Origin of the sequence: Moraxella catarrhalis (genome assembly GCF_001632285.1) — a bacterium.
Classification (GTDB): Bacteria; Pseudomonadota; Gammaproteobacteria; order Pseudomonadales; family Moraxellaceae; genus Moraxella; species Moraxella catarrhalis.
The window spans coordinates 1-18,463 of sequence record NZ_LWAH01000011.1; the positions used below are offsets into that span (position 1 = coordinate 1).

The window sequence follows — 18,463 nt, forward strand, 5'->3', positions numbered from 1 at the left end:
TTCTAAAACTTTAAATTTTAGAAAAATTCTTACTCGCTAGAGTAAGGATAATATTATAACTCATTAAAATTATATGTCAAGCATTAATTTTTATAATATATTTGGTGGCGATGAAGAGACTTGAACTCTTGACCTCACGATTATGAGTCGTGCGCTCTAACCAGCTGAGCTACATCGCCGTTACAGGTCGCAAATTATAGCATAAAGTTTTGGCTTGTCAACGATAAAATCAAAAAATTTTAAAATTTTATCAATCAATCATAGCAAAAGCTAATGATCATATAAAATCAAATAATCATGCAAATATTAGAAAAGTAAAGGCAGACCGATAAGCCGAGTTCTGTCGTGGACAATCATTCATCTAGGCATATCATTGCTGATATGCTCAAGCAACCTACCCGAACTCTGAGCGGGCAACCCATTGAGTTCCTATTTGGTCTTGCTACATGTGGAGTTTACCTTGCCGTGAGCTGTCGCCAGTCACGCGGTGGGCTCTTACCCCACCGTTTCACCCTTACCTATTTAATAGGCGGTCTATTCTCTGCTGCACTGGTCGTAGGCTTTCGCCCCCTAGCTGTTAGCTAGCACATTGCCCTATGTAGCCCGGACTTTCCTCCCGCACAATTGTGCCAGCGATTGTCTAGTCTGCCAAGTTATCATTATAACACATTTTATAAATCAGAGGTAAGTTTTTGATATTTTACCAGCAGCTCATCTTCGGTCTCTGGAAATTTTGGGTCTTTAGGAATGCAGTCTACAGGACAAATATCCACACACTGCGGTGTGTCGTAATGCCCAACGCATTCGGTACATAAGGCTGGATTGATCACATAAATATCATCGCCTGCAGAGATGGCTTCATTAGGGCAAACTGGTTCGCAAACATCGCAGTTAATACATTCTTCGGTGATTTTTAATGCCATAATACTGCCTATTTTATATTAAATTTTTGCTCAAATGCTATTAATACAGATTCAGGAACAAATTTACTAACATCACCACCAAGTTTTGCAACCTCACGCACCAAAGTTGATGAAATAAATGAGTACTCCTGAGATGGCGTTAAAAAAACTGCTTCAAAATCATCATCCAAACTTCGATTCATATTGGCAAGCCCAAATTCATACTCAAAATCACTGACTGCACGCAAACCTCGGAGTACCGCACTTACACCTTGCTCTTTGGCAAATTCAACCAACAACCCCTCAAAACCCACCACCGACACTTTAGGATTGTTCCCAAAATATTGCTCCACCAATGCCACACGCTCATCAAAATCAAATATTGGCTTTTTATGATGTGCAAATGCCACGGCAATGACTACCTCGTCAAATAACTTAAGCGCACGAGTCACCAAATCAATGTGCCCATTGGTTATGGGATCAAAAGTACCCGGATAAAGAACTTTTCTAGGAGTGGTTGTCATGGCGATACGCCTTTTGATTACAAAACAAAATGTCTATAGTAACAAAATTTTGTTGACTTTTAAATATGGTTGATTTTTAAATATAAAAATATAAAGGCAGAACTTATCCACCTTTATTGATTAAACCATAAATCATCAAAAGTGTGATAAATTTGGTCAATCATCGTTTGGCAAAGCCTTGATCTTGCAAGTAGTTGAGCATAAATGGACGCACTTCATCGCCAAAGGTTGCAGTGATTTGTGCCGCCCAATCCAAATCCAATCTGCGTCCTTGATAATATTCACGCACCACCTCATTATATTTGGTCAGCGTACTTTCATCTGGTATTTGATAAGTATCGGTTGAAACCAACACATCCAGTGGTAAGCGTGGACGCTGAGATTGATTAATTTTAGAGGACATATCTGGATGCCCCAAGCAAAGCCCAAATAAAGGTACAACATGCTTTGGCAAACCTAAAATCTCACCTGCACGGCGAATGTCATTACGCAAACTACCAATATACACGCCACCAAGCCCCAAACTCTCTGCAGCTGCTAGAATATTTTGTGCCATTAATGCTGCATCAATCGCTCCGATGATCATGACCTCCGTCCAATCTGTCTGCACCTTAGCAAGCTGATTATGGCGGTAACTATCCATACAAAAAACTAAATATTCAGCACAATCCTCAACATAAGCATGACCCAAACGCTTGCCATCAGCAAGTGCTTTTTGGTATTCTTCTTCGCTCATATCGCATGAAATTTGGCGTAACTGGGTACGCTTATTTTTATCCACCACACGAATGATACTGGCAGCCTGTAAAAAGCTTGAGGTTGAAACTGCACGCCCTGCTTCTAGTATTGCTGTCAACACTTTGTCATCAATCGGCTCACCTGTATATTTACGAATTGAGCGATGTTCAAGCAATGTTTTTAGGGTGGGTTGACTATTTAGCATATTTTTTCCTTAAAATTCATCAAAATCTTAGTTGAAATGGTTAAATCTTAGCTGTCCATCATGCATGCATTCATCTTAAACTTTGTATATTAGCAAATTATTTAAATCTTGTACAATCCGTTAGCTTGGGTATGTTATATTTTAAAATAATCACTCATAAAATTTAGTTAAACTAACTATAATTGATGTCAGATGAATAACTGAATAATTTTTGTTATACTATGCCCAAACCAAGACATTGCTTTGGCAATCGTAAAAATAATAGAAGCAAGGACAAATTATGGCAAAAAAACCAAGTAATCAAATTTGTGCCAATAAAAAAGCACGACATGAATATTTCATCGAAGAAACCTATGAGGCAGGTTTAGTGCTTGAAGGCTGGGAGGTAAAATCGATTCGTGCAGGTAAAATGTCAATCACCGAAAGCTATGTCATTTTTAAAAATAATGAAGCATTTTTATTTGGTGCACATATTCAGCCACTATTAACCAGCTCAACACACATTAATCCAGATAATATCCGCACACGCAAGCTGTTACTCAATCGGCGTGAAATTGATAAGCTTTATGGCATGGTCAATCAAAAAGGTTATGCCGTGGTTGCCTTATCTTGTTATTGGAAACATGGTCGGGTGAAATGTGAAATTGCTTTGGCAAAGGGTAAAAAACTGCATGATAAAAGAGCAACGCTCAAAGAACGAGATTTTGCACGCGATAAGCAGCGAGGCTTTAAAAATCAGCTGTAATCTTTAGACAAACCAAACTACTTAAAATTTGGTCAATTTGATGCAAAAATCTATTTGGATGATTGATATGATCACAATATCACGCATAAAACCATTCATCTTTCTGACGGCTGTCATTTTAATTGGCTGTCAAGATAATACTGTTGAGCAAAATCTACAACCCATCAGCGATCACGCCAAAACAAATACTGCGTTAAGCGATGACCCAAAAAATGCACGCCAAAACGCTCATGAGTTTGAAAGTTTATTCAATGAACTTGACACAAGTGACACTCAAGAGATACAAAGCCCTCAACTGATCACTACCGCTGATGGTAAAGCTAAGCTTAATTGGTCTTATATTGATACTAAAACCAAGAAAGCCAACTTACAAGATTTTAACTATCCTTTTTTAATTGATAGTGAACCTGTGATGAATTATGCCAATGCCTTTAATATCAGTGCCAAACAAGCACAACATTCCATGGCATTATCTATGGCAAGCCCTGAAGTACTTGGTAAAATTGTTGATCAGCTTGGTAATCGATATATCGCTCATCAATTCCGTGATGGCAGCAACCCTGCACTAATCATTCAAGTAACGCCCAATATTGTCAATGAGCGGCACAGCTATATTATCTCTGATAAATTTGCTGAGGGCTTGGAGCTGCCCATTGAGATTGTATCAGCTCAAAACTCCCAATAAACCGATGAATTACCAAAGGTTTTATAATAATTAAATCAGTGTCTAACCTTGACTGAACCCAAATAAATGGCGAACATGGTCAGTATTGCACCTAGCCACTGTATTAAAGTGATGGTTTTATTTAACCAAAAATAATCCAGCACCAATGCCGCCACAGGCTCTGATAATAATAAAAGCCCTGTCACCGCCAAGCTTAGGCGTGGGATACTAAAAGTAATCGCACCAAATGCCAAGCACTGCATGACTGTGCCATAGACCAATATCCAGCCAAGTTCATGTGGTGTTTTAGGTAAAATGTGATCTTGATCCAGCCATAGCATCAAAGGCAACATCACGATCGCACCGCCCAAACCCACCAAAGCCATCAAGCTAAATAGTGGTGTTGGTTCATGATAATGCACTTGCCGAACCCAAGTCAAAGAAATTGCAAGGCAAGCACCTGAAATAATACCTGTGATAAAGCCCCAACCTGCCTGCATATTATGCCCAAACTCAGGGCTGGCAATTAGCACCACACCCATAACCGCCAGTATTAGACTAACAAGCTGTATCAGTTTTTGATGCTCAGCAAAAAAATAAAACCCAATGAAGGTTAAAAAGAAAATTTGTAAACTATTTAGCAATGTGGAAATGCCAGGACCTACTGCATGAATGCTCTCATGCCATAGTGCCAAATCAAGTCCAAGCGCTGCACCTGCAAGTAACGCATAAATCAAAGCAGATCTTGATTGGGGAAACTTTTGGCGAAATAGCCGTGCAAGCAGCACAAAAACTACCGATGAAATTGCCAATCTCCAAAATGACATTGCATAGGCACCAACATCGACATACGCCACAATTAAGCTGCCCATGCCAAACAGGATACACCCAATTAAAAGCCCAAGGATAGACAGAGTTTGGGGGTTATTTATCCAACGCATTTTTATACCTGATTATATAAAGCAATCAGTGCCAAAAATTCATCTTCTAAAACGACTGTAACGCCAAGTTTTTGGGCTTTTTCAAGCTTACTACCTGCTTTTTCACCAGCAAGTAGCCGTGTGGTCTTTGCTGAAACACTACCAGCAACTTTTGCACCCAAGGCAATGAGCTTATCTTTGGCTTCATCACGCCCCATACTGCCTAAAGTACCAGTCACCACCCAAGTCTCTCCAGTCAATGGCAATGATGATTTGTCAGGCGTATCCATTGCTTGCCAAGAAACACCAGCCTCAATCAGTGCCTGCACAACCTCAATATTATGCGATGCCCGAAAAAAATCATAAATTGATTGGGCAGTTATCTCACCAATATCAGGTACAGCTTGTAGTGCTTGTAAATCTGCCTCAATGATCGACTGTAATTCCCCAAACTGCTGCGCCAATGACAATGCTGTACTTTCGCCAACACCACGAATCCCCAAAGCAAAAATAAAACGAGGTAAGGTGGTCTGTTTTGATTTTTCAATAGCCGATAGCATTTTGGTGACTGATTTATCACCCATACCCTCTAGCGTTATTAAATACTCAGCCTGCTTGTGGAGTTTGTAAATATCTGCCACCGTCTGAACAAGCCCCATTTCAAAAAACTTAATCAGCCACTGACTGCCCAAACCATCAATATCCATGGCACGGCGAGAGACAAAATGAATCAATGCTTCTTGCTGCTGTGCGGCACAGTATAGCCCACCAGTACATCTTGCCAACGCCTCACCTTCTGGTAAGCTAATCGGTGATTGACAAACTGGGCAAACCGTTGGCAGGAGGATAGGTTTGGCATCGGTAGGGCGTAGCTCACCAATAACGCCAGATACCTTAGGAATGACATCACCTGCTCGATGCACATTGACCACATCTCCAACCATCACCCCAAGACGCTCAATCTCACCAAAATTATGCAAAGTCACATTACTGACCGTAACACCGCCCACAGTTATCGGCTCAAGTCTGCCCACAGGTGTCAAAGTCCCTGTACGCCCTACTTGCCACTCTACATCTATGAGTCGTGTGGGCACAGTTTCGGCGGGAAATTTGTAAGCTGTTGCCCAGCGTGGTTCACGGCTTAAGAACCCTAACCGTGCCTGTAAATTTAGATCATTCACCTTAATCACCAAACCATCGATTTCAAACGGTAGCTGGCTACGAGTTTTGATGACATGGGCATAAAATGCTTGAATCTCATCAAGACTCTTGGCAACCTTAAAAGGTGCTATCTCAAACCCAAGCTGACCAAGCCACTGCATTGCACCTGACTGCGTGGTGATACCATCAGGCAATCCATCATTCACTGAGTATCCAAAAAATGCCAACGGACGCGCGGCGGCGATGGCAGCATTTAACTGCCTTAGCGAACCTGCAGCAGCATTGCGAGGATTGGCAAAAGTCTTGATCCCTTGTGCGATGCTTTCACGATTTAATTTTTCAAAACCTGCTTTGGGCATCAACACCTCACCTCGAATCTCAAGCTGTTTGATTTGCTCACATCCTGTCAAAGTCAGTGGTAAATTACGAATGGTTCTGACATTATGCGTGATATCCTCGCCCACCTGCCCATCGCCTCGAGTGACAGCTTGGGCGAATTGACCATTTTGATACTTTAATGATACCGCCAAGCCATCAAGTTTTAGTTCCATTTCATACTCATCAATGGCGATACCCAATCGCTCATTGGCACGACGCAAAAACCCTGACAAATCATCAGCATTAAATACATTGCCCAGTGATAGCATCGGCACTTCATGAGCCACTTGCGTAAAAAAAGGCAGCGGCTCACCACCGACCGTATTAATCGGGCTATCAGGTTGTATCAAATTGGGATGCTGCTGCTCAAGCATCATTAATGTGCGACGCAGACCATCATATTCACCATCTGAAATCGTTGGTGCATCCATCACATAATACGCATGATTGTGACGCTTTAGCAGCTTAATTAAGGCACGCATTTGAGCGATAATTTGATCATTGGCTTTGCTAGGATTATTTTTAGAGGTATCATTAAAAAAAGAAGTTTGGGTATTCATAAATCTACTTTGGGTATGATGCGTTAAGCTTAAGCGTCCTATTTTAGCAGAAATTTTATCGCTTTTTGAGTATTTCAATGATAGTAAATACTTAAAAATCTCTCAAAAAATTCAGCCAAAAATAATCAACCAACCGCACCATACTCGATCAAATTTTCATCACTTTGGCATAAATTTTGAATTATAATAATAGTTTTGACTGACCTGTCATGAACGCCACAAAACAATTTTTAGGCGTGGATTTTTATCAACTTAAGACCATCTTATGACCAAATTTTCTTTTAAAGCACATCTTGAACGCCAAAATATTGTGATCTCTTGGCAGCGTTATGGTATCGAAGCGCTTAACTTTATGGCACTTGGCTTATTTTCATCACTGATTTTGGGTTTGATTATCAAAAATTTGGGTACATGGCTTGATTTACCATGGTTGGTTGAGATTGGCAAACAAGCACAAAGCCTAATGGGAGCGGCCATTGGTGCTGGTGTGGCCTATGCACTTAAAGCACCGCCATTGGTGTTATTCACCTCAATCACAACAGGCTTTGCAGGGGCGGCGATGGGCGGTCCTATCGGTGCATTCATAGCAGCATTAATTGGTGCAGAGTTTGGAAAATTTGTCCACCGTATGACACCTTTAGACATCATCGTCACACCTGCAACAACGCTGATTATCGGTATGGCGGTCGCAGGATTTATCAGTCCTGCCATTGACCAATTGATGATAAGCCTTGGGCAGTTGATCATGTGGGCGGTAGATTTATCGCCGATTGTGATGAGTATTATTGTGGCAATTGCGATGGGACTGATGTTAACTCTACCCATCTCAAGTGCAGCGATCGCCATCAGTCTTGGGCTTGGCGGTTTGGCAGCAGGGGCGGCAACAGTCGGTTGTGCGGCACAAATGATCGGTTTTGCGGTGATGAGCTATCGAGACAATGGTATCGGTGGTGCGATAGCATGTGGGCTGGGTACTAGCATGATTCAGGTACCCAATATCCTAAAAAACCCTAAAATCTGGCTACCACCCACTTTAGCAGGTGCTGTACTTGCTCCCTTTGCGACAGCGATTTTTGGTATGGTCAATATCCCTTCAGGTGCAGGCATGGGTACATCAGGCTTTGTCGGTCAGATTGGCACACTTGACGCCATGGGTATCAGCCCCATGACTTGGCTACTTATCATCAGCTTTCATGTCATTCTACCTGCAATATTAACTTGGATATTTGCCAAGCTATGCGATAAAAAAGGCTGGATTAAAACAGGCGATCTGTTACTTAATAAATAGCCAAAGCACGCTATCGCCAAAGATTTTAGCAAGTGGATCAAGGGTTTTGTGAGTGGTTTTTGCTCAAATTTTCAAGACAAAAGCCAGTGCAATGATGGCAAAAAATTGCTATCATGCACGGTATCGCCAGACATTTCAATCATTAAACCGTGGCAAATCTTCTCAATTAAGGTACTATTATGACCACTTCTTTAAATATTCATGTCATTGATCACCCGCTTGTCCGTCATAAACTGTCGCTCATGCGTGAAAAAGAAACCAGCACTTATAAATTTCGCACGCTAACCAATGAGCTTGGGCGACTGATGGCGTACGAAGCGAGCCGTGATTTTGAGATTGAAAGCTTTAGCATGCAAGGCTGGTGTGGTGAAATTACAGGCGAGCAGATTAAAGGTAAAACTGTCACCATTGTACCAATTTTACGCGCAGGCTTGGGCATGCTTGATGGTGTACTTGATCTATTACCAACTGCCAAAATCTCTGTCGTTGGACTTCAGCGAGATGAAATGACACTAGAACCTGTGCCTTTTTTTGAGAAATTTGTCAGTGATATTGACCGTCGCCCTGCATTAATTTTGGATCCGATGTTGGCAACAGGGGGTAGCATGGTCGCTACGATTGATATGCTTAAAAAACATGGCTGCACTAACATCAAAGCATTGGTATTGGTCGCAGCACCTGAAGGCGTACGCTTAGTCAATAAGGCACACCCCGATGTCAAAATCTATACCGCCGCTTTAGACAGTCATCTTAATGAAAACGGCTACATCATTCCAGGTCTTGGTGATGCTGGTGATAAAATCTTTGGCACCAAACAGATTGGTTAACTCCATCTTTGGGAAAATAGGCACTTTTTATCTTAGGTTAAAAGTGCCTATTTTTATTTAGCTATTTATTTTCATTCAGCATACCAAAAATTATTTAAGCCAATCTATTTAAAGCTATTTAAAATTTTTGACAATATCAGATAATAGCTCATAAGAATCATGCTGTTTTTGGACATCATAAATATAGCTGACTGCCATCAGTTCATCGGCTTGAACTTGGCTTTGTAATTGTTCGAGCTATTCTGCGACTGTCTTAGCAGAACCAAGCAAGCGACATGACATCATACTATCAGCCATCTGTACAATATGCGCTGGGATATGGGCAGCGATGTCTGTCGCTGGTGGCTTCATACCGCTACGCTGACCTGTTACTATATTTAAGAAAAACTGTAAACTTGTGCTAGCCAAAAACTCAGCTTCGGTATCGGTATCTGCAACAAATGCGTTTACGCCAACGATGACCTTAGGCGTATCAAGCACTGCTGATGGCTGAAAGTGATTACGATAAATCTGTACCGCTTGCGTTAAAAAGCGTGGTGCAAAGTGTGAGGCAAATGCATATGGCAGACCCATTTGAGCCGCCAAATACGCACTTTCGGTACTAGAACCTAAGATATAAAGCGGCACTTTTAGACCTTTGGCAGGATAAGCACGCACTTTATTACTATCTGCATCATCACCAAAATAAAATTGTAACTCTTTGATATCATTTGGAAAACTCATCGCAAAATCATCATGATTACGACGGATGGCGCGTGCAGTCTCAGGATCTGTACCAGGTGCACGACCAAGCCCTAAATCCACTCGATTAGAATATAGGCTCGCCAATGTCCCATAGTACTCTGCTACCACAAAAGGTGAGTGATTGGGCAGCATAACACCACCTGAGCCGACACGAATGTGTGCCGTTTTATCCAATACACGCTGAATAAGCAGACTGGTCGCAGAGCTTGCCAAATATGGCATATTGTGGTGTTCGGCAATCCAAAAACGGCTCAGCCCTAATTTTTCGGCATGCTGAGCCAGTGCCACGGTATTATCCACTGCCTGAGCAAAGGTTTCGCCCTGACGAAATGGGGATAAGTCTAAAATGGATAAATCAGTCATCATTTTACCTTCTTTTTATGATCGTTCCGCCAAAATCCTGTTTGACAGTTTTGGACATCTGATCCATATATGGGGGCAAATGATGATATATAAACACAATGGCAGCATTGGGCTTTGAATTTACCTTTTGATTGTATGGATATGCAAAAATATAAAATATAATTACTATCGCTTTGTGACCGCAGGAAATTAAATTTTCATGTCGATAACAGTGATGCGATCTTGTTGCTTAAAAATTATATGCAGCAGGCGATTTCAACCTAATATATGGCTGTTCAAATCATTCTTGGATCGGTATCTTAAAATCTAAATATAAGACATCCCCAATATCTGGCATTAATCTTAATGATAGCTATGCATATCATTAGATTTTCTTGCTTTCAATAATAATGGAACAAAATTTTAGTAGAATAGTACAAACAATATTTGTGACAGTGGGACTGGCCGCATTCGGTGATATTTTAGCAGATCTAAATTACCTCAAGCTTTCGCTGAAATTATAGATTGCAAATAATCTATGTGTTTTGCTATCTACTTATAGCAACTGCAGCTGAGAGAGCACATTGTTATCTGACAGACCAGTTTTCAATTGGCCAATTTCTTGTTAATGCATGCTTGGCTAAAACTTCATCAGGTGTGATGCAAACAGGGTTATCAGACCATTCAAGTAAAGGAATATCATTTTTTGAATCTGAGTAAGCATAAGTACCTTCAAAATATAAATTCTCTCGTTCCATATTTTTAAGCCATTTATTTATATGGTAAAGCTTACCGTCTTTAAAGTTTGGTCTGTCGGTTAAAAAGCCAGTGAAAAGATCTTTTTGGATTTGCAAAGGTGTGGATAGTGTATTCTTAGAGTGTATTCCAAACAATTCTGCAATTGCAGGCACTAAAAAACTATTTGTAGCAGAGGTTATGACAACTTCATGCCCTAATCTTAAGTGGTTATTTATAGCGACAATACCCTTAGGACGCATAGCAGGTTTAATTTTCTTATCAATAAAGTTATTACGCAGCTGTAGAAGGACTGGCATAGTTTTGGATCTTAGGAATCGAGCTACGAATTCATTATATAAAGTTGCGTCAAGTGTTCCATCAATATAATTTTCGTAAAATTGTCGATTGGTTATTCCATAATCATCATCTGCCACCAATTTCTCTTCGACAATATATTGACCCCACATATAATCACTATCAACATCAATTAAAGTGTGGTCTAAATCAAACAAAGCCAGGGTTTTTATCTGAGAGTCTCTGTGAGTAATCATTTTATACCTTGAAGCAATCCTTAGGTTAATGATGCATTTTAGTAGCTAGTGTTTTGTATCCTAAGGTAGAAAATTAACTATCTAGGTTGATCACTTGTTCATCTTTGATTATTAAAAAAACCTTGCAATTGACTTTTAATTGGCTAATTTTGCCATGGTTCAGTACATCAACATCAAATATATCACCATAATCTGTTCTGACTTGGTAACGCACCACTCCCCCAGTCAAAGTTCTTTCAAGAATAACCCCTGGAATATCTCCATCATCCGTATCTAACAATATAGTTTCAGGTCTTATTGCCATCATTGAAAGTTGCTTGGCAGATTTGGATTTTACTGATTCAAAATATCCTATATTGTAATGTCCTATAAACCCCGCAGTAAACCTATTGTTAGGCTGAGTATATAGTGTGTCTGGCGTGGAATGTTGCTCAATCTTGCCCTTATTAAGCAAGACCACCTCGTCTGACATCGCTAAAGCTTCATCTTGATCATGAGTAACAAAAAGTGTAGTTAATCCCAATTCTTTTTGAATGCGCTTAATTTGCATGCGTAAACTTTTACGTAGTTTGGCATCTAGAGCGGATAATGGCTCATCTAACAAAAGCAAATCTGGCTCCATAACTAATGCTCTAGCCAGTGCAACACGCTGTTTTTGTCCACCAGATAAAGATTCTGGTTTTTGCTGAGCAAAAGAAGTTAACTCAACCAAATCAAGCACGTCTTTGACTTTAGTCAGTCTTTCTTCAAGAGAGACTTTTTTAATCTTTAATCCAAACTCTACATTATCTGCCACTGTCATGTTGGGGAAGAGAGCATAATTTTGAAATACCATGGCAATACGGCGTTTCTGGGGTTTTAAATAGGTAATATCTTGATTGTTTAATATAATTGAACCCTGATTCAATGTTTCCAGACCGGCAATACAACGTAACAAAGTTGACTTGCCGCAGCCTGAAGGACCAAGCAAGGTAACTAAACTACCCTTTTCTACATTTAAATTCAAATCATCTATAACGGTCAATGAACCGAAAGACTTATGTGCATTGTTTATTTGAATATAGCTCATTTTTTTCTCATTATTTGCGAATTGCTGAATCCATTTATGAAAGCTGTAATAATGATTAGAATACAAAAATAAGAGATTACTACAGCACTACTTAAATGTCCGGATTGGTTTTTTAAGTTAAATAAATAAGTTTGAATTGTTTCAAAATGGCCACCTATTAAAATGTTTACATAAACAAATTCACCTATTAAAAACGCTATAGAGATAAAGAAGGCCACTATAAACCCTGGCTTTAGATTTGGTAGTAGAATATAAGCAATTATCTGTGGTGTCGATGCACCTAGCAAATTGGCAGATTCAATCAAATCTTTTACCCCAATTGCTCTAAAATTATTATCCAAAGATCGGTATACAAAAGGGAGTACAATTGTGAAATAACAACCAATAAGAATAAACGTTGTACCGATTTTGCTACCAAGTATGCCAGAATATAGATCCAAAATACTAATTGATGCTACGATTGGTGGAACGGTAAACGGTAGTATCAGTATAAAATTAATCCAACGTTGCCATTGTGGTTTGCTAGTGTGTACAATAAGCAATACAGGAAAAATTAAAATAATACTTAATATAGCACTGCCAATACAGAGCACTAGCGAGTAAAAACAGGCCCACAAAAATCTTTCTTGAGTCCAAATTTCAAGCAACCACTTTATAGTCCATGATTCGGGCAATATGGACTGTGACCAATCGCCAGAAACCGCATAAACGCCTGTTGCCACAACAGGAATCATCATCAATGAAATCAGGGCAATTAAAAAGATTAGATGAAAATACTGCTTAATGCTTAATGGGGCTTTTTCTAGCCGATAGTCATTTTTATATGATAAACGCTTAGACATTACCAGCTTCCATATTTAGTCAATTTTGTAGCGGCTAAGTAAATACTGATGAACAAAAGTTATAATCAGCATTAATCCTACCAATATTAAAGCTAATGCCGCCGCCATATTAGGCTCTAAAGTTAAATTTCCTGCAATCATGGCAGCAATACGTATTGGCAAGATATTAAAGCTGCCAGATGTAAGTGCATAGGCAGTTGCATAGGCACCAAGTGCATTAGCAAATAAAATAATAAACGTACCTAAAATAGCAGGTGATAAAACAGGCAATCCAACTTTAAAAAAATATTGACGCGTACTAGCACCCAACAAGGCAGCACTTTCTTGCCATTCTCTTTTCAGGCCAGAAATTGCTGGGAATAGTAATAGTATAGCTACAGGAATTTGAAAATATGTATAGCTTAATAATATACCCTTAAATGAATAAATATCTATTAGATCATTTATCCCGAATCTTGATAATATTAAAGTAATTACCCCACTAGAGCCAAAAATAATCATCATTGCAAATGCCAAAGGAACACCGCTAAAGTTACTCAGCAACGTGTTTAGAGAAATTAAAGCTCTCCCCAGTGCTGAATCTTTGATTGCATATAGAGAATAGGCGCCCTGAAACCCAATAATAATACCAATCAAGCTGCTATATAAACTAATCTTTAAGGAAAGCACCAAAGCCTGTAAATAAAATTCGCTATTAAATATCTTTGAGAAATTCCCAAAACCAAACTCACCATACTCATTATAAAAAGCATTAAAAATAATTAGACCTAAGGGCAATAAAATAAACATTACTACCAATACAACAAAGGGGAGCAGTGCTAAATACTCTCCAAGACCTTTCAGGGCATTGTCAGCAAATCCACTATTTGGGTACTTGACTAAGATCACATTTGTGGTTTGCTCAGACCTAGACCTAAAGAATTTGGCTATCATTTTAATAAATTCCTACAAACCGTTTTATCATGCTCCACCTTAAGTAAAGCGCAGATTGTTCCACAAATCTCAGTTTGTTGAATTGGCTCATCCATATTCTTATTGGTAAATCTATCACCGATAGTATAAAAAGGCACTTCTCTTTCTTCTATTAAATTGCCACCATGAGATAGATCATTGTTCATACCATGATCCGAGGTTACAATTATTTGATACCCATCATCCAACCAAAGATTAATATAATTTGATAAAAGCATATCTGCTCTACGTGCGGCATTGCGATATTGCATACTATTTAGACCAAATCTATGTCCCGCATCATCTATATTCATAGAATGTACTAGTAAAAAATCTGGTCGGTAGATTTTGCGCAAATGGTCTGCATCGTCAAATAAATGGGAGTCTGGGTAAGCATCATCATAATAAAAATGGCCAAACTGGATAGGTAGACTTGAATCATTAGTATGTCTATCAAAAGCTGCTTGAAATGGACTGCGGTTATATAATTCACTAATCCAATAATAAGCGGCGGCGGCTGTCACTTTATTTGATTGAATGCAATAATTGAAAACACTTTTTTCTTTAGACAAACGATTGATTTGGTTGTGATAAATGCCGCTATCTGTTGGGCGCACACCTGTTAAAATACACTCATACAAGGGGCGCGACAAAGAGGGTAGTTCACACTGCAATTTATAAGCTTTGGCTTTGTGTTGTTCACACAAAGCCTGCAAAAAGCCCATACATGTTAAACCAACATCGGCATTTAACCCATCTAATACAACCAATATAACCTTATTAGTATTTTTCATTTTCTTAACTTTTTAACATATGCTGAATTAGGTGTTCAGATAATAGTTTACCAGAACCAACGCCAGTAATTATTGTTGATGTATAAGCACTCTCTCTTGCCACTGCTGAGGCAATTTTGCCGAACTCTCTTCCCACGCTTTAGCATCAGCAATAGGCCTGGCGTTAATATATTGGTTTTGAGGTAGCAGTCTTGATTGCACGTCTTCTGGAATTGTAAGATGGTCAATACGTACAGGGCGAGCATATCCACGAGCCAAATTTAATTGCCCCTTATCTGAGAGTATATACTCTCGCGTTAACATAGCAGCGTGAGGATTTTTGGCATACTTATTGATAATGGTGGCATAGCCAGACTGTACAGACCCATCGCTAGGGATTACCACATCAAAGCGTTCGCGATTAATCTGGTCTCGATAATTCAAACCATTAAAGTCCCATACTACTGCAACTTCAATCTCGCCTTTTTCTAAATTTGCTACCGAGGGATCAGCCATGCCAAGACGTTTTTGTTTAGCTAAATCGGTAAAATAGTCTAAAGCGGGGGTTAAATCAGCTTCTGTACCACCAAGTGCGTAATTTGCTGCCAAAACACCATTAACTGCTTGGCTAGCAGTTGAAACATCGCCAATGGTTACTTTGTATTTAGATCTCTTTAACTCATCCCAACTGGTAGGAATTTTATTAACTTTTTGCTTATCTGCTATAAAAGCAATTGCCCCTGTATAACCTATTACCCAATGACCATCTTTATCCTTTGCCCATTCAGGTATTTGATCCCAAGTGCTTGGCTTATAAGGTTGGGTTACTCCTTTATCAACTGCAACAGGGGCAAATGATGCTCCAACATCTCCAATGTCTGCGGTGGCATTTTCCTTTTCAGCTAGAAACTTTGCAATTTCTTGAGCTGAGCTCATATCTGTATCTTGGTGAGAAAGACCAAACTCGGTGTTAATATCATTCCAAGTTTCCTCCCAATTAGCCCATGTGTTTGGCATACCCACGCTGTTGACCCGACCCTCCGACTTGGCTTTTTCGATCAGCTCTTCTACAGAAAGCTGAGGCGTTGCGACTGCTTTATCATCTTGTTCGGCTGCATCTTTTGAGTTGGTACCACAGCTAGCGAGAAAGGGTATAGAGAATAAAAAAAATAAAGGGATTGATTTGGAGAATTGCATATAACTATCCTAGGTAAAGTCAATATTAAGACAATGAAAGAATAGTGTTTTCATATTAAATTTTAGTTACGCAATAATGACATTTATTTGAAAAATTTATACAGATTAATCATTGTATCAATCCTTCTAAAATTAGAAAAAGATAAGAATTCTAAATAAAAATGTGCTGTTCAAAACAAAAAGGGCTTCCAAATTAGAAATAATCAATATTGCTAAAATAGTAGTTAGTTCATAAGAAAAGAGGATCATAAATTTTGCAAGCTTAAAAGCACAATAGATGGGAGTAAGCAGGCATAGTGAGATAGTTTTTGCATCTAATAGTAACATTTTAAAGACAAATATTGATATTTTTAATTAATATTTCATTAACTTAAAAATAACATCTTTGGCAATAAAAGATGTTATTTTTATAGATCTTTGGCTGATTAAAAATAAGTCTATAATAAATCTCAACGTATATAATTGGTGTTAATTTTTAACAATTTGGTATCCAATTTAGGCACACAGAAATTTGTATATACTCATATACTTATAAGTCGTCAAATGGTAATACAAGATGACATTTTTCCAACCCCTTGATTTAAACAACAAAAAAGCCCAAATCTTTCGATTTGAGCTTTTTAAAATTTGGAGCGGGAAACGAGATTCGAACTCGCGACCCCGACCTTGGCAAGGTCGTGCTCTACCAACTGAGCTATTCCCGCTGATCATCATTTGCTGTATGGATGTGTATTATACACGAAAAATACATACCGTCAAGCCATTTTTGCAAAAATTTTGCAATTATTTGTCAAAAACTGAAATCTTATGCCAACTTACTGATTTATAATAAAATTTTATCAATATGATCCATCAAACGCTTGATACCGTCAAACAAATACCCCATTTGGCAAACCAATGCGCTTCATCTTGAATATCAATGACGCACGCCTGATGTTCAGGTCGGTCGATTTTTACGGTCACATGCCAGTGATGATTATCAATGGTAAGTTTTAGCTGATGTTTGGATATCTCAAAACGCCCATGATTCGCAACGACAGATAAGCGTAATAAAAGCGCCAAATAAACCAAGCTCTTGCCCCCATTTTTGATAATTCGGTCGCAATCATCCCCATTAATGGTACGGCGATGATAACGAACCAACAAAGACAGCTTTTCTTGATCAGTACGAGAAAACCCCGCCATATCTGCATGCCTGAGTAAATAGCTTGAATGCTTATGATAGCTACTATGCCCAATGGCAAGCCCTACTTCGTGTAATAAAGCTGCACGCCTAAGCATGTATTCACCTTCTATCGCTAAGCCTAAGGGTTTATGAACCTGATTAAACAGCGAGCCTGCCGTCTTGGCGACACGCTTGGCTTGTTTTTTATCGACACCAAATCGATCAATCAGCATCCCCACCGAGTCATCACGCACATCATGAAAATCCATGCGTGATAACATGTCATACATCACGCCTTCTCTGAGCGCGCCATCACAGTACCTAAGCAGGCGAATCCCAAATACACGCATGATCGCAAGTAAGATCGCCACACCCGCAGGAAAGATGCCTTTGCGGTGCGACTTAACACCTGCCATATCGATGGCATCAATATGACCACAAGCAATCAAAGACGATTTTAATTGCTCTACGCCTGCCAAAGTAATCTCATCACCCAACCCAAACCCTGCGATTGCTTGTTGGATGGTCTTAATCGTACCCGATGATCCTACAGCTTCCTCAAAACCAGTTTTTTTATAGTGGCTGCCATACTTAATGATTTCTTTTTGGGCGACATAAATCGCCTTTTCAAAAGACAGTGCGTTGATGTTGCCATCTCCAAAAAACTGCTGAGTAAAACCTGCAACGCCCATTTGCGTGCTTTCGGTGAGTATGGGATTTAGATTTTTGCCGATAATCAGCTCTGTTGAGCCGCCACCAATATCAACCACAAACCTTTGCTGATGACTTGGGCAAGTGTGCGATACACCCAAATAAATCAGCCGTGCCTCTTCTCGTCCTGAGATAATCTCAATATGCACAGGTAAAATATCATTAGCACGCACGATAAATTCTTGGCTATTGACAGCACGCCTTAGTGTATTGGTCGCCACGACACGCAACCGAGAATTATTCACATCACCCAAACGCCCTGCAAATCGTGTCAAGCATTCAATACCACGATCAATGACAGCCGATGATAAGTGATTGCATTCATCAAGTCCCATCGCCAATTGTACTTTTTCGCTCATCGAAGCGATGCGTCTGAGCTGATCGCCATGGCGTTCAGCGATGGCCAAGTGGATACTATTTGAGCCGATATCGATAGCGGCTAATTTTTCGGTATCTGATAGGGGCATC

16 protein-coding genes, 2 tRNA genes, 1 other RNA gene and 1 pseudogene are annotated in these 18,463 nt (G+C 39.5%); 4 read left to right on the plus strand and 16 right to left on the minus strand.

Annotated elements, in window-relative coordinates; genetic code table 11:
• Nucleotides 1-102 precede the first annotated feature (102 nt).
• From A4U55_RS01395 to nfsA, 5 genes are all read right to left on the minus strand, one after another.
• A tRNA-Met gene (locus tag A4U55_RS01395) sits at nt 103-179 on the minus strand.
• Nucleotides 180-313: 134 nt separating this feature from the next.
• Nucleotides 314-652: RNase P RNA component class A (gene rnpB / locus A4U55_RS01400), an RNA gene on the minus strand.
• Between the two features lie 19 nt (nt 653-671).
• Complete coding sequence (locus tag A4U55_RS01405; protein ID WP_003657397.1) at nt 672-923, minus strand: YfhL family 4Fe-4S dicluster ferredoxin; 252 nt, start codon at nt 921-923, stop codon at nt 672-674.
• Between the two features lie 8 nt (nt 924-931).
• Nucleotides 932-1,426 carry a pantetheine-phosphate adenylyltransferase gene (coaD, locus tag A4U55_RS01410; RefSeq protein WP_003657396.1) on the minus strand — a complete coding sequence of 165 codons (495 nt, stop codon included), beginning with the start codon at nt 1,424-1,426 and terminating at the stop codon, nt 932-934.
• A gap of 160 nt (nt 1,427-1,586) precedes the next feature.
• Entirely contained in the window at nt 1,587-2,369 is a 783-nt protein-coding gene (nfsA, locus tag A4U55_RS01415) for an oxygen-insensitive NADPH nitroreductase (RefSeq protein WP_003657395.1), read from the minus strand.
• 280 nt (nt 2,370-2,649) lie between these two features.
• On the opposite strand from nfsA, the gene smpB reads away from it, so the two are divergent.
• Together smpB and A4U55_RS01425 are read left to right on the plus strand one after the other, a co-directional pair.
• Nucleotides 2,650-3,114 carry an SsrA-binding protein SmpB gene (gene smpB / locus A4U55_RS01420; protein ID WP_003660526.1) on the plus strand — a complete coding sequence of 155 codons (465 nt, stop codon included), beginning with the start codon at nt 2,650-2,652 and terminating at the stop codon, nt 3,112-3,114.
• 40 nt (nt 3,115-3,154) lie between these two features.
• Nucleotides 3,155-3,799, plus strand: coding sequence for a hypothetical protein (locus tag A4U55_RS01425; protein WP_003657392.1), 645 nt, complete (start codon nt 3,155-3,157; stop codon nt 3,797-3,799).
• 35 nt (nt 3,800-3,834) lie between these two features.
• Here A4U55_RS01425 and A4U55_RS01430 read toward each other — a convergent pair whose 3' ends face one another.
• Together A4U55_RS01430 and ligA are read right to left on the minus strand one after the other, a co-directional pair.
• Entirely contained in the window at nt 3,835-4,719 is an 885-nt protein-coding gene (locus tag A4U55_RS01430) for a DMT family transporter (protein WP_003657390.1), read from the minus strand.
• Nucleotides 4,720-4,721: 2 nt separating this feature from the next.
• Nucleotides 4,722-6,797 carry an NAD-dependent DNA ligase LigA gene (ligA, locus tag A4U55_RS01435; protein WP_003673388.1) on the minus strand — a complete coding sequence of 692 codons (2,076 nt, stop codon included), beginning with the start codon at nt 6,795-6,797 and terminating at the stop codon, nt 4,722-4,724.
• Nucleotides 6,798-7,062: 265 nt separating this feature from the next.
• On the opposite strand from ligA, the gene A4U55_RS01440 reads away from it, so the two are divergent.
• The gene (locus tag A4U55_RS01440) at nt 7,063-8,085 is read left to right on the plus strand and encodes a PTS transporter subunit IIC (protein ID WP_003657386.1); all 1,023 of its coding nucleotides are present in this window, start codon (nt 7,063-7,065) and stop codon (nt 8,083-8,085) included.
• Nucleotides 8,086-8,264: 179 nt separating this feature from the next.
• Nucleotides 8,265-8,912 (plus strand): uracil phosphoribosyltransferase, encoded by a 648-nt coding sequence (gene upp / locus A4U55_RS01445; protein WP_003657385.1) that lies wholly within the window; start codon nt 8,265-8,267, stop codon nt 8,910-8,912.
• Nucleotides 8,913-9,026: 114 nt separating this feature from the next.
• Here upp and A4U55_RS01450 read toward each other — a convergent pair.
• The 9 genes and pseudogenes from A4U55_RS01450 to A4U55_RS01490 form a co-directional block, all read right to left on the minus strand.
• Nucleotides 9,027-10,019: pseudogene (locus A4U55_RS01450) on the minus strand (LLM class flavin-dependent oxidoreductase).
• Nucleotides 10,020-10,585: 566 nt separating this feature from the next.
• Nucleotides 10,586-11,287 carry an HAD family hydrolase gene (locus A4U55_RS01455; RefSeq protein ID WP_003657382.1) on the minus strand — a complete coding sequence of 234 codons (702 nt, stop codon included), beginning with the start codon at nt 11,285-11,287 and terminating at the stop codon, nt 10,586-10,588.
• 73 nt (nt 11,288-11,360) lie between these two features.
• Nucleotides 11,361-12,356, minus strand: a complete 996-nt coding sequence (locus A4U55_RS01460; RefSeq protein WP_003660511.1) for an ABC transporter ATP-binding protein — start codon at nt 12,354-12,356, stop codon at nt 11,361-11,363.
• Nucleotides 12,353-13,198, minus strand: a complete 846-nt coding sequence (locus A4U55_RS01465; RefSeq protein WP_003657380.1) for an ABC transporter permease — start codon at nt 13,196-13,198, stop codon at nt 12,353-12,355. Before A4U55_RS01465 ends, A4U55_RS01460 begins: the two co-directional genes overlap by 4 nt.
• Before the next feature lie 15 nt (nt 13,199-13,213).
• Nucleotides 13,214-14,131, minus strand: a complete 918-nt coding sequence (locus A4U55_RS01470) for an ABC transporter permease (RefSeq protein WP_003657379.1) — start codon at nt 14,129-14,131, stop codon at nt 13,214-13,216.
• On the minus strand, nt 14,128-14,943 hold the full coding sequence (locus A4U55_RS01475) for an alkaline phosphatase family protein (protein ID WP_003657378.1): 816 nt from the start codon (nt 14,941-14,943) through the stop codon (nt 14,128-14,130). Before A4U55_RS01475 ends, A4U55_RS01470 begins: the two co-directional genes overlap by 4 nt.
• A gap of 69 nt (nt 14,944-15,012) precedes the next feature.
• Nucleotides 15,013-16,119 carry an ABC transporter substrate-binding protein gene (locus tag A4U55_RS01480; protein ID WP_003660504.1) on the minus strand — a complete coding sequence of 369 codons (1,107 nt, stop codon included), beginning with the start codon at nt 16,117-16,119 and terminating at the stop codon, nt 15,013-15,015.
• A gap of 628 nt (nt 16,120-16,747) precedes the next feature.
• A tRNA-Gly gene (locus A4U55_RS01485) sits at nt 16,748-16,823 on the minus strand.
• A gap of 148 nt (nt 16,824-16,971) precedes the next feature.
• On the minus strand, nt 16,972-18,462 hold the full coding sequence (locus A4U55_RS01490) for a Ppx/GppA phosphatase family protein (protein ID WP_003657375.1): 1,491 nt from the start codon (nt 18,460-18,462) through the stop codon (nt 16,972-16,974).
• Between the last annotated feature and the right edge of the window lies 1 nt (nt 18,463).

Coding starts and splice junctions, on each gene's coding strand:
- A4U55_RS01475 (WP_003657378.1), bottom strand. CDS start 14,943: ATGAAAAATACTAATAAGGTTATATTGGTTGTATTAGATGGGTTAAAT.
- A4U55_RS01455 (WP_003657382.1), bottom strand. CDS start 11,287: ATGATTACTCACAGAGACTCTCAGATAAAAACCCTGGCTTTGTTTGAT.
- A4U55_RS01480 (WP_003660504.1), bottom strand. CDS start 16,119: ATGCAATTCTCCAAATCAATCCCTTTATTTTTTTTATTCTCTATACCC.
- nfsA (WP_003657395.1), bottom strand. CDS start 2,369: ATGCTAAATAGTCAACCCACCCTAAAAACATTGCTTGAACATCGCTCA.
- ligA (WP_003673388.1), bottom strand. CDS start 6,797: ATGAATACCCAAACTTCTTTTTTTAATGATACCTCTAAAAATAATCCT.
- coaD (WP_003657396.1), bottom strand. CDS start 1,426: ATGACAACCACTCCTAGAAAAGTTCTTTATCCGGGTACTTTTGATCCC.
- A4U55_RS01405 (WP_003657397.1), bottom strand. CDS start 923: ATGGCATTAAAAATCACCGAAGAATGTATTAACTGCGATGTTTGCGAA.
- smpB (WP_003660526.1), top strand. CDS start 2,650: ATGGCAAAAAAACCAAGTAATCAAATTTGTGCCAATAAAAAAGCACGA.
- A4U55_RS01460 (WP_003660511.1), bottom strand. CDS start 12,356: ATGAGCTATATTCAAATAAACAATGCACATAAGTCTTTCGGTTCATTG.
- A4U55_RS01425 (WP_003657392.1), top strand. CDS start 3,155: ATGCAAAAATCTATTTGGATGATTGATATGATCACAATATCACGCATA.
- A4U55_RS01470 (WP_003657379.1), bottom strand. CDS start 14,131: ATGATAGCCAAATTCTTTAGGTCTAGGTCTGAGCAAACCACAAATGTG.
- A4U55_RS01440 (WP_003657386.1), top strand. CDS start 7,063: ATGACCAAATTTTCTTTTAAAGCACATCTTGAACGCCAAAATATTGTG.
- A4U55_RS01465 (WP_003657380.1), bottom strand. CDS start 13,198: ATGTCTAAGCGTTTATCATATAAAAATGACTATCGGCTAGAAAAAGCC.
- A4U55_RS01430 (WP_003657390.1), bottom strand. CDS start 4,719: ATGCGTTGGATAAATAACCCCCAAACTCTGTCTATCCTTGGGCTTTTA.
- upp (WP_003657385.1), top strand. CDS start 8,265: ATGACCACTTCTTTAAATATTCATGTCATTGATCACCCGCTTGTCCGT.
- A4U55_RS01490 (WP_003657375.1), bottom strand. CDS start 18,462: ATGCCCCTATCAGATACCGAAAAATTAGCCGCTATCGATATCGGCTCA.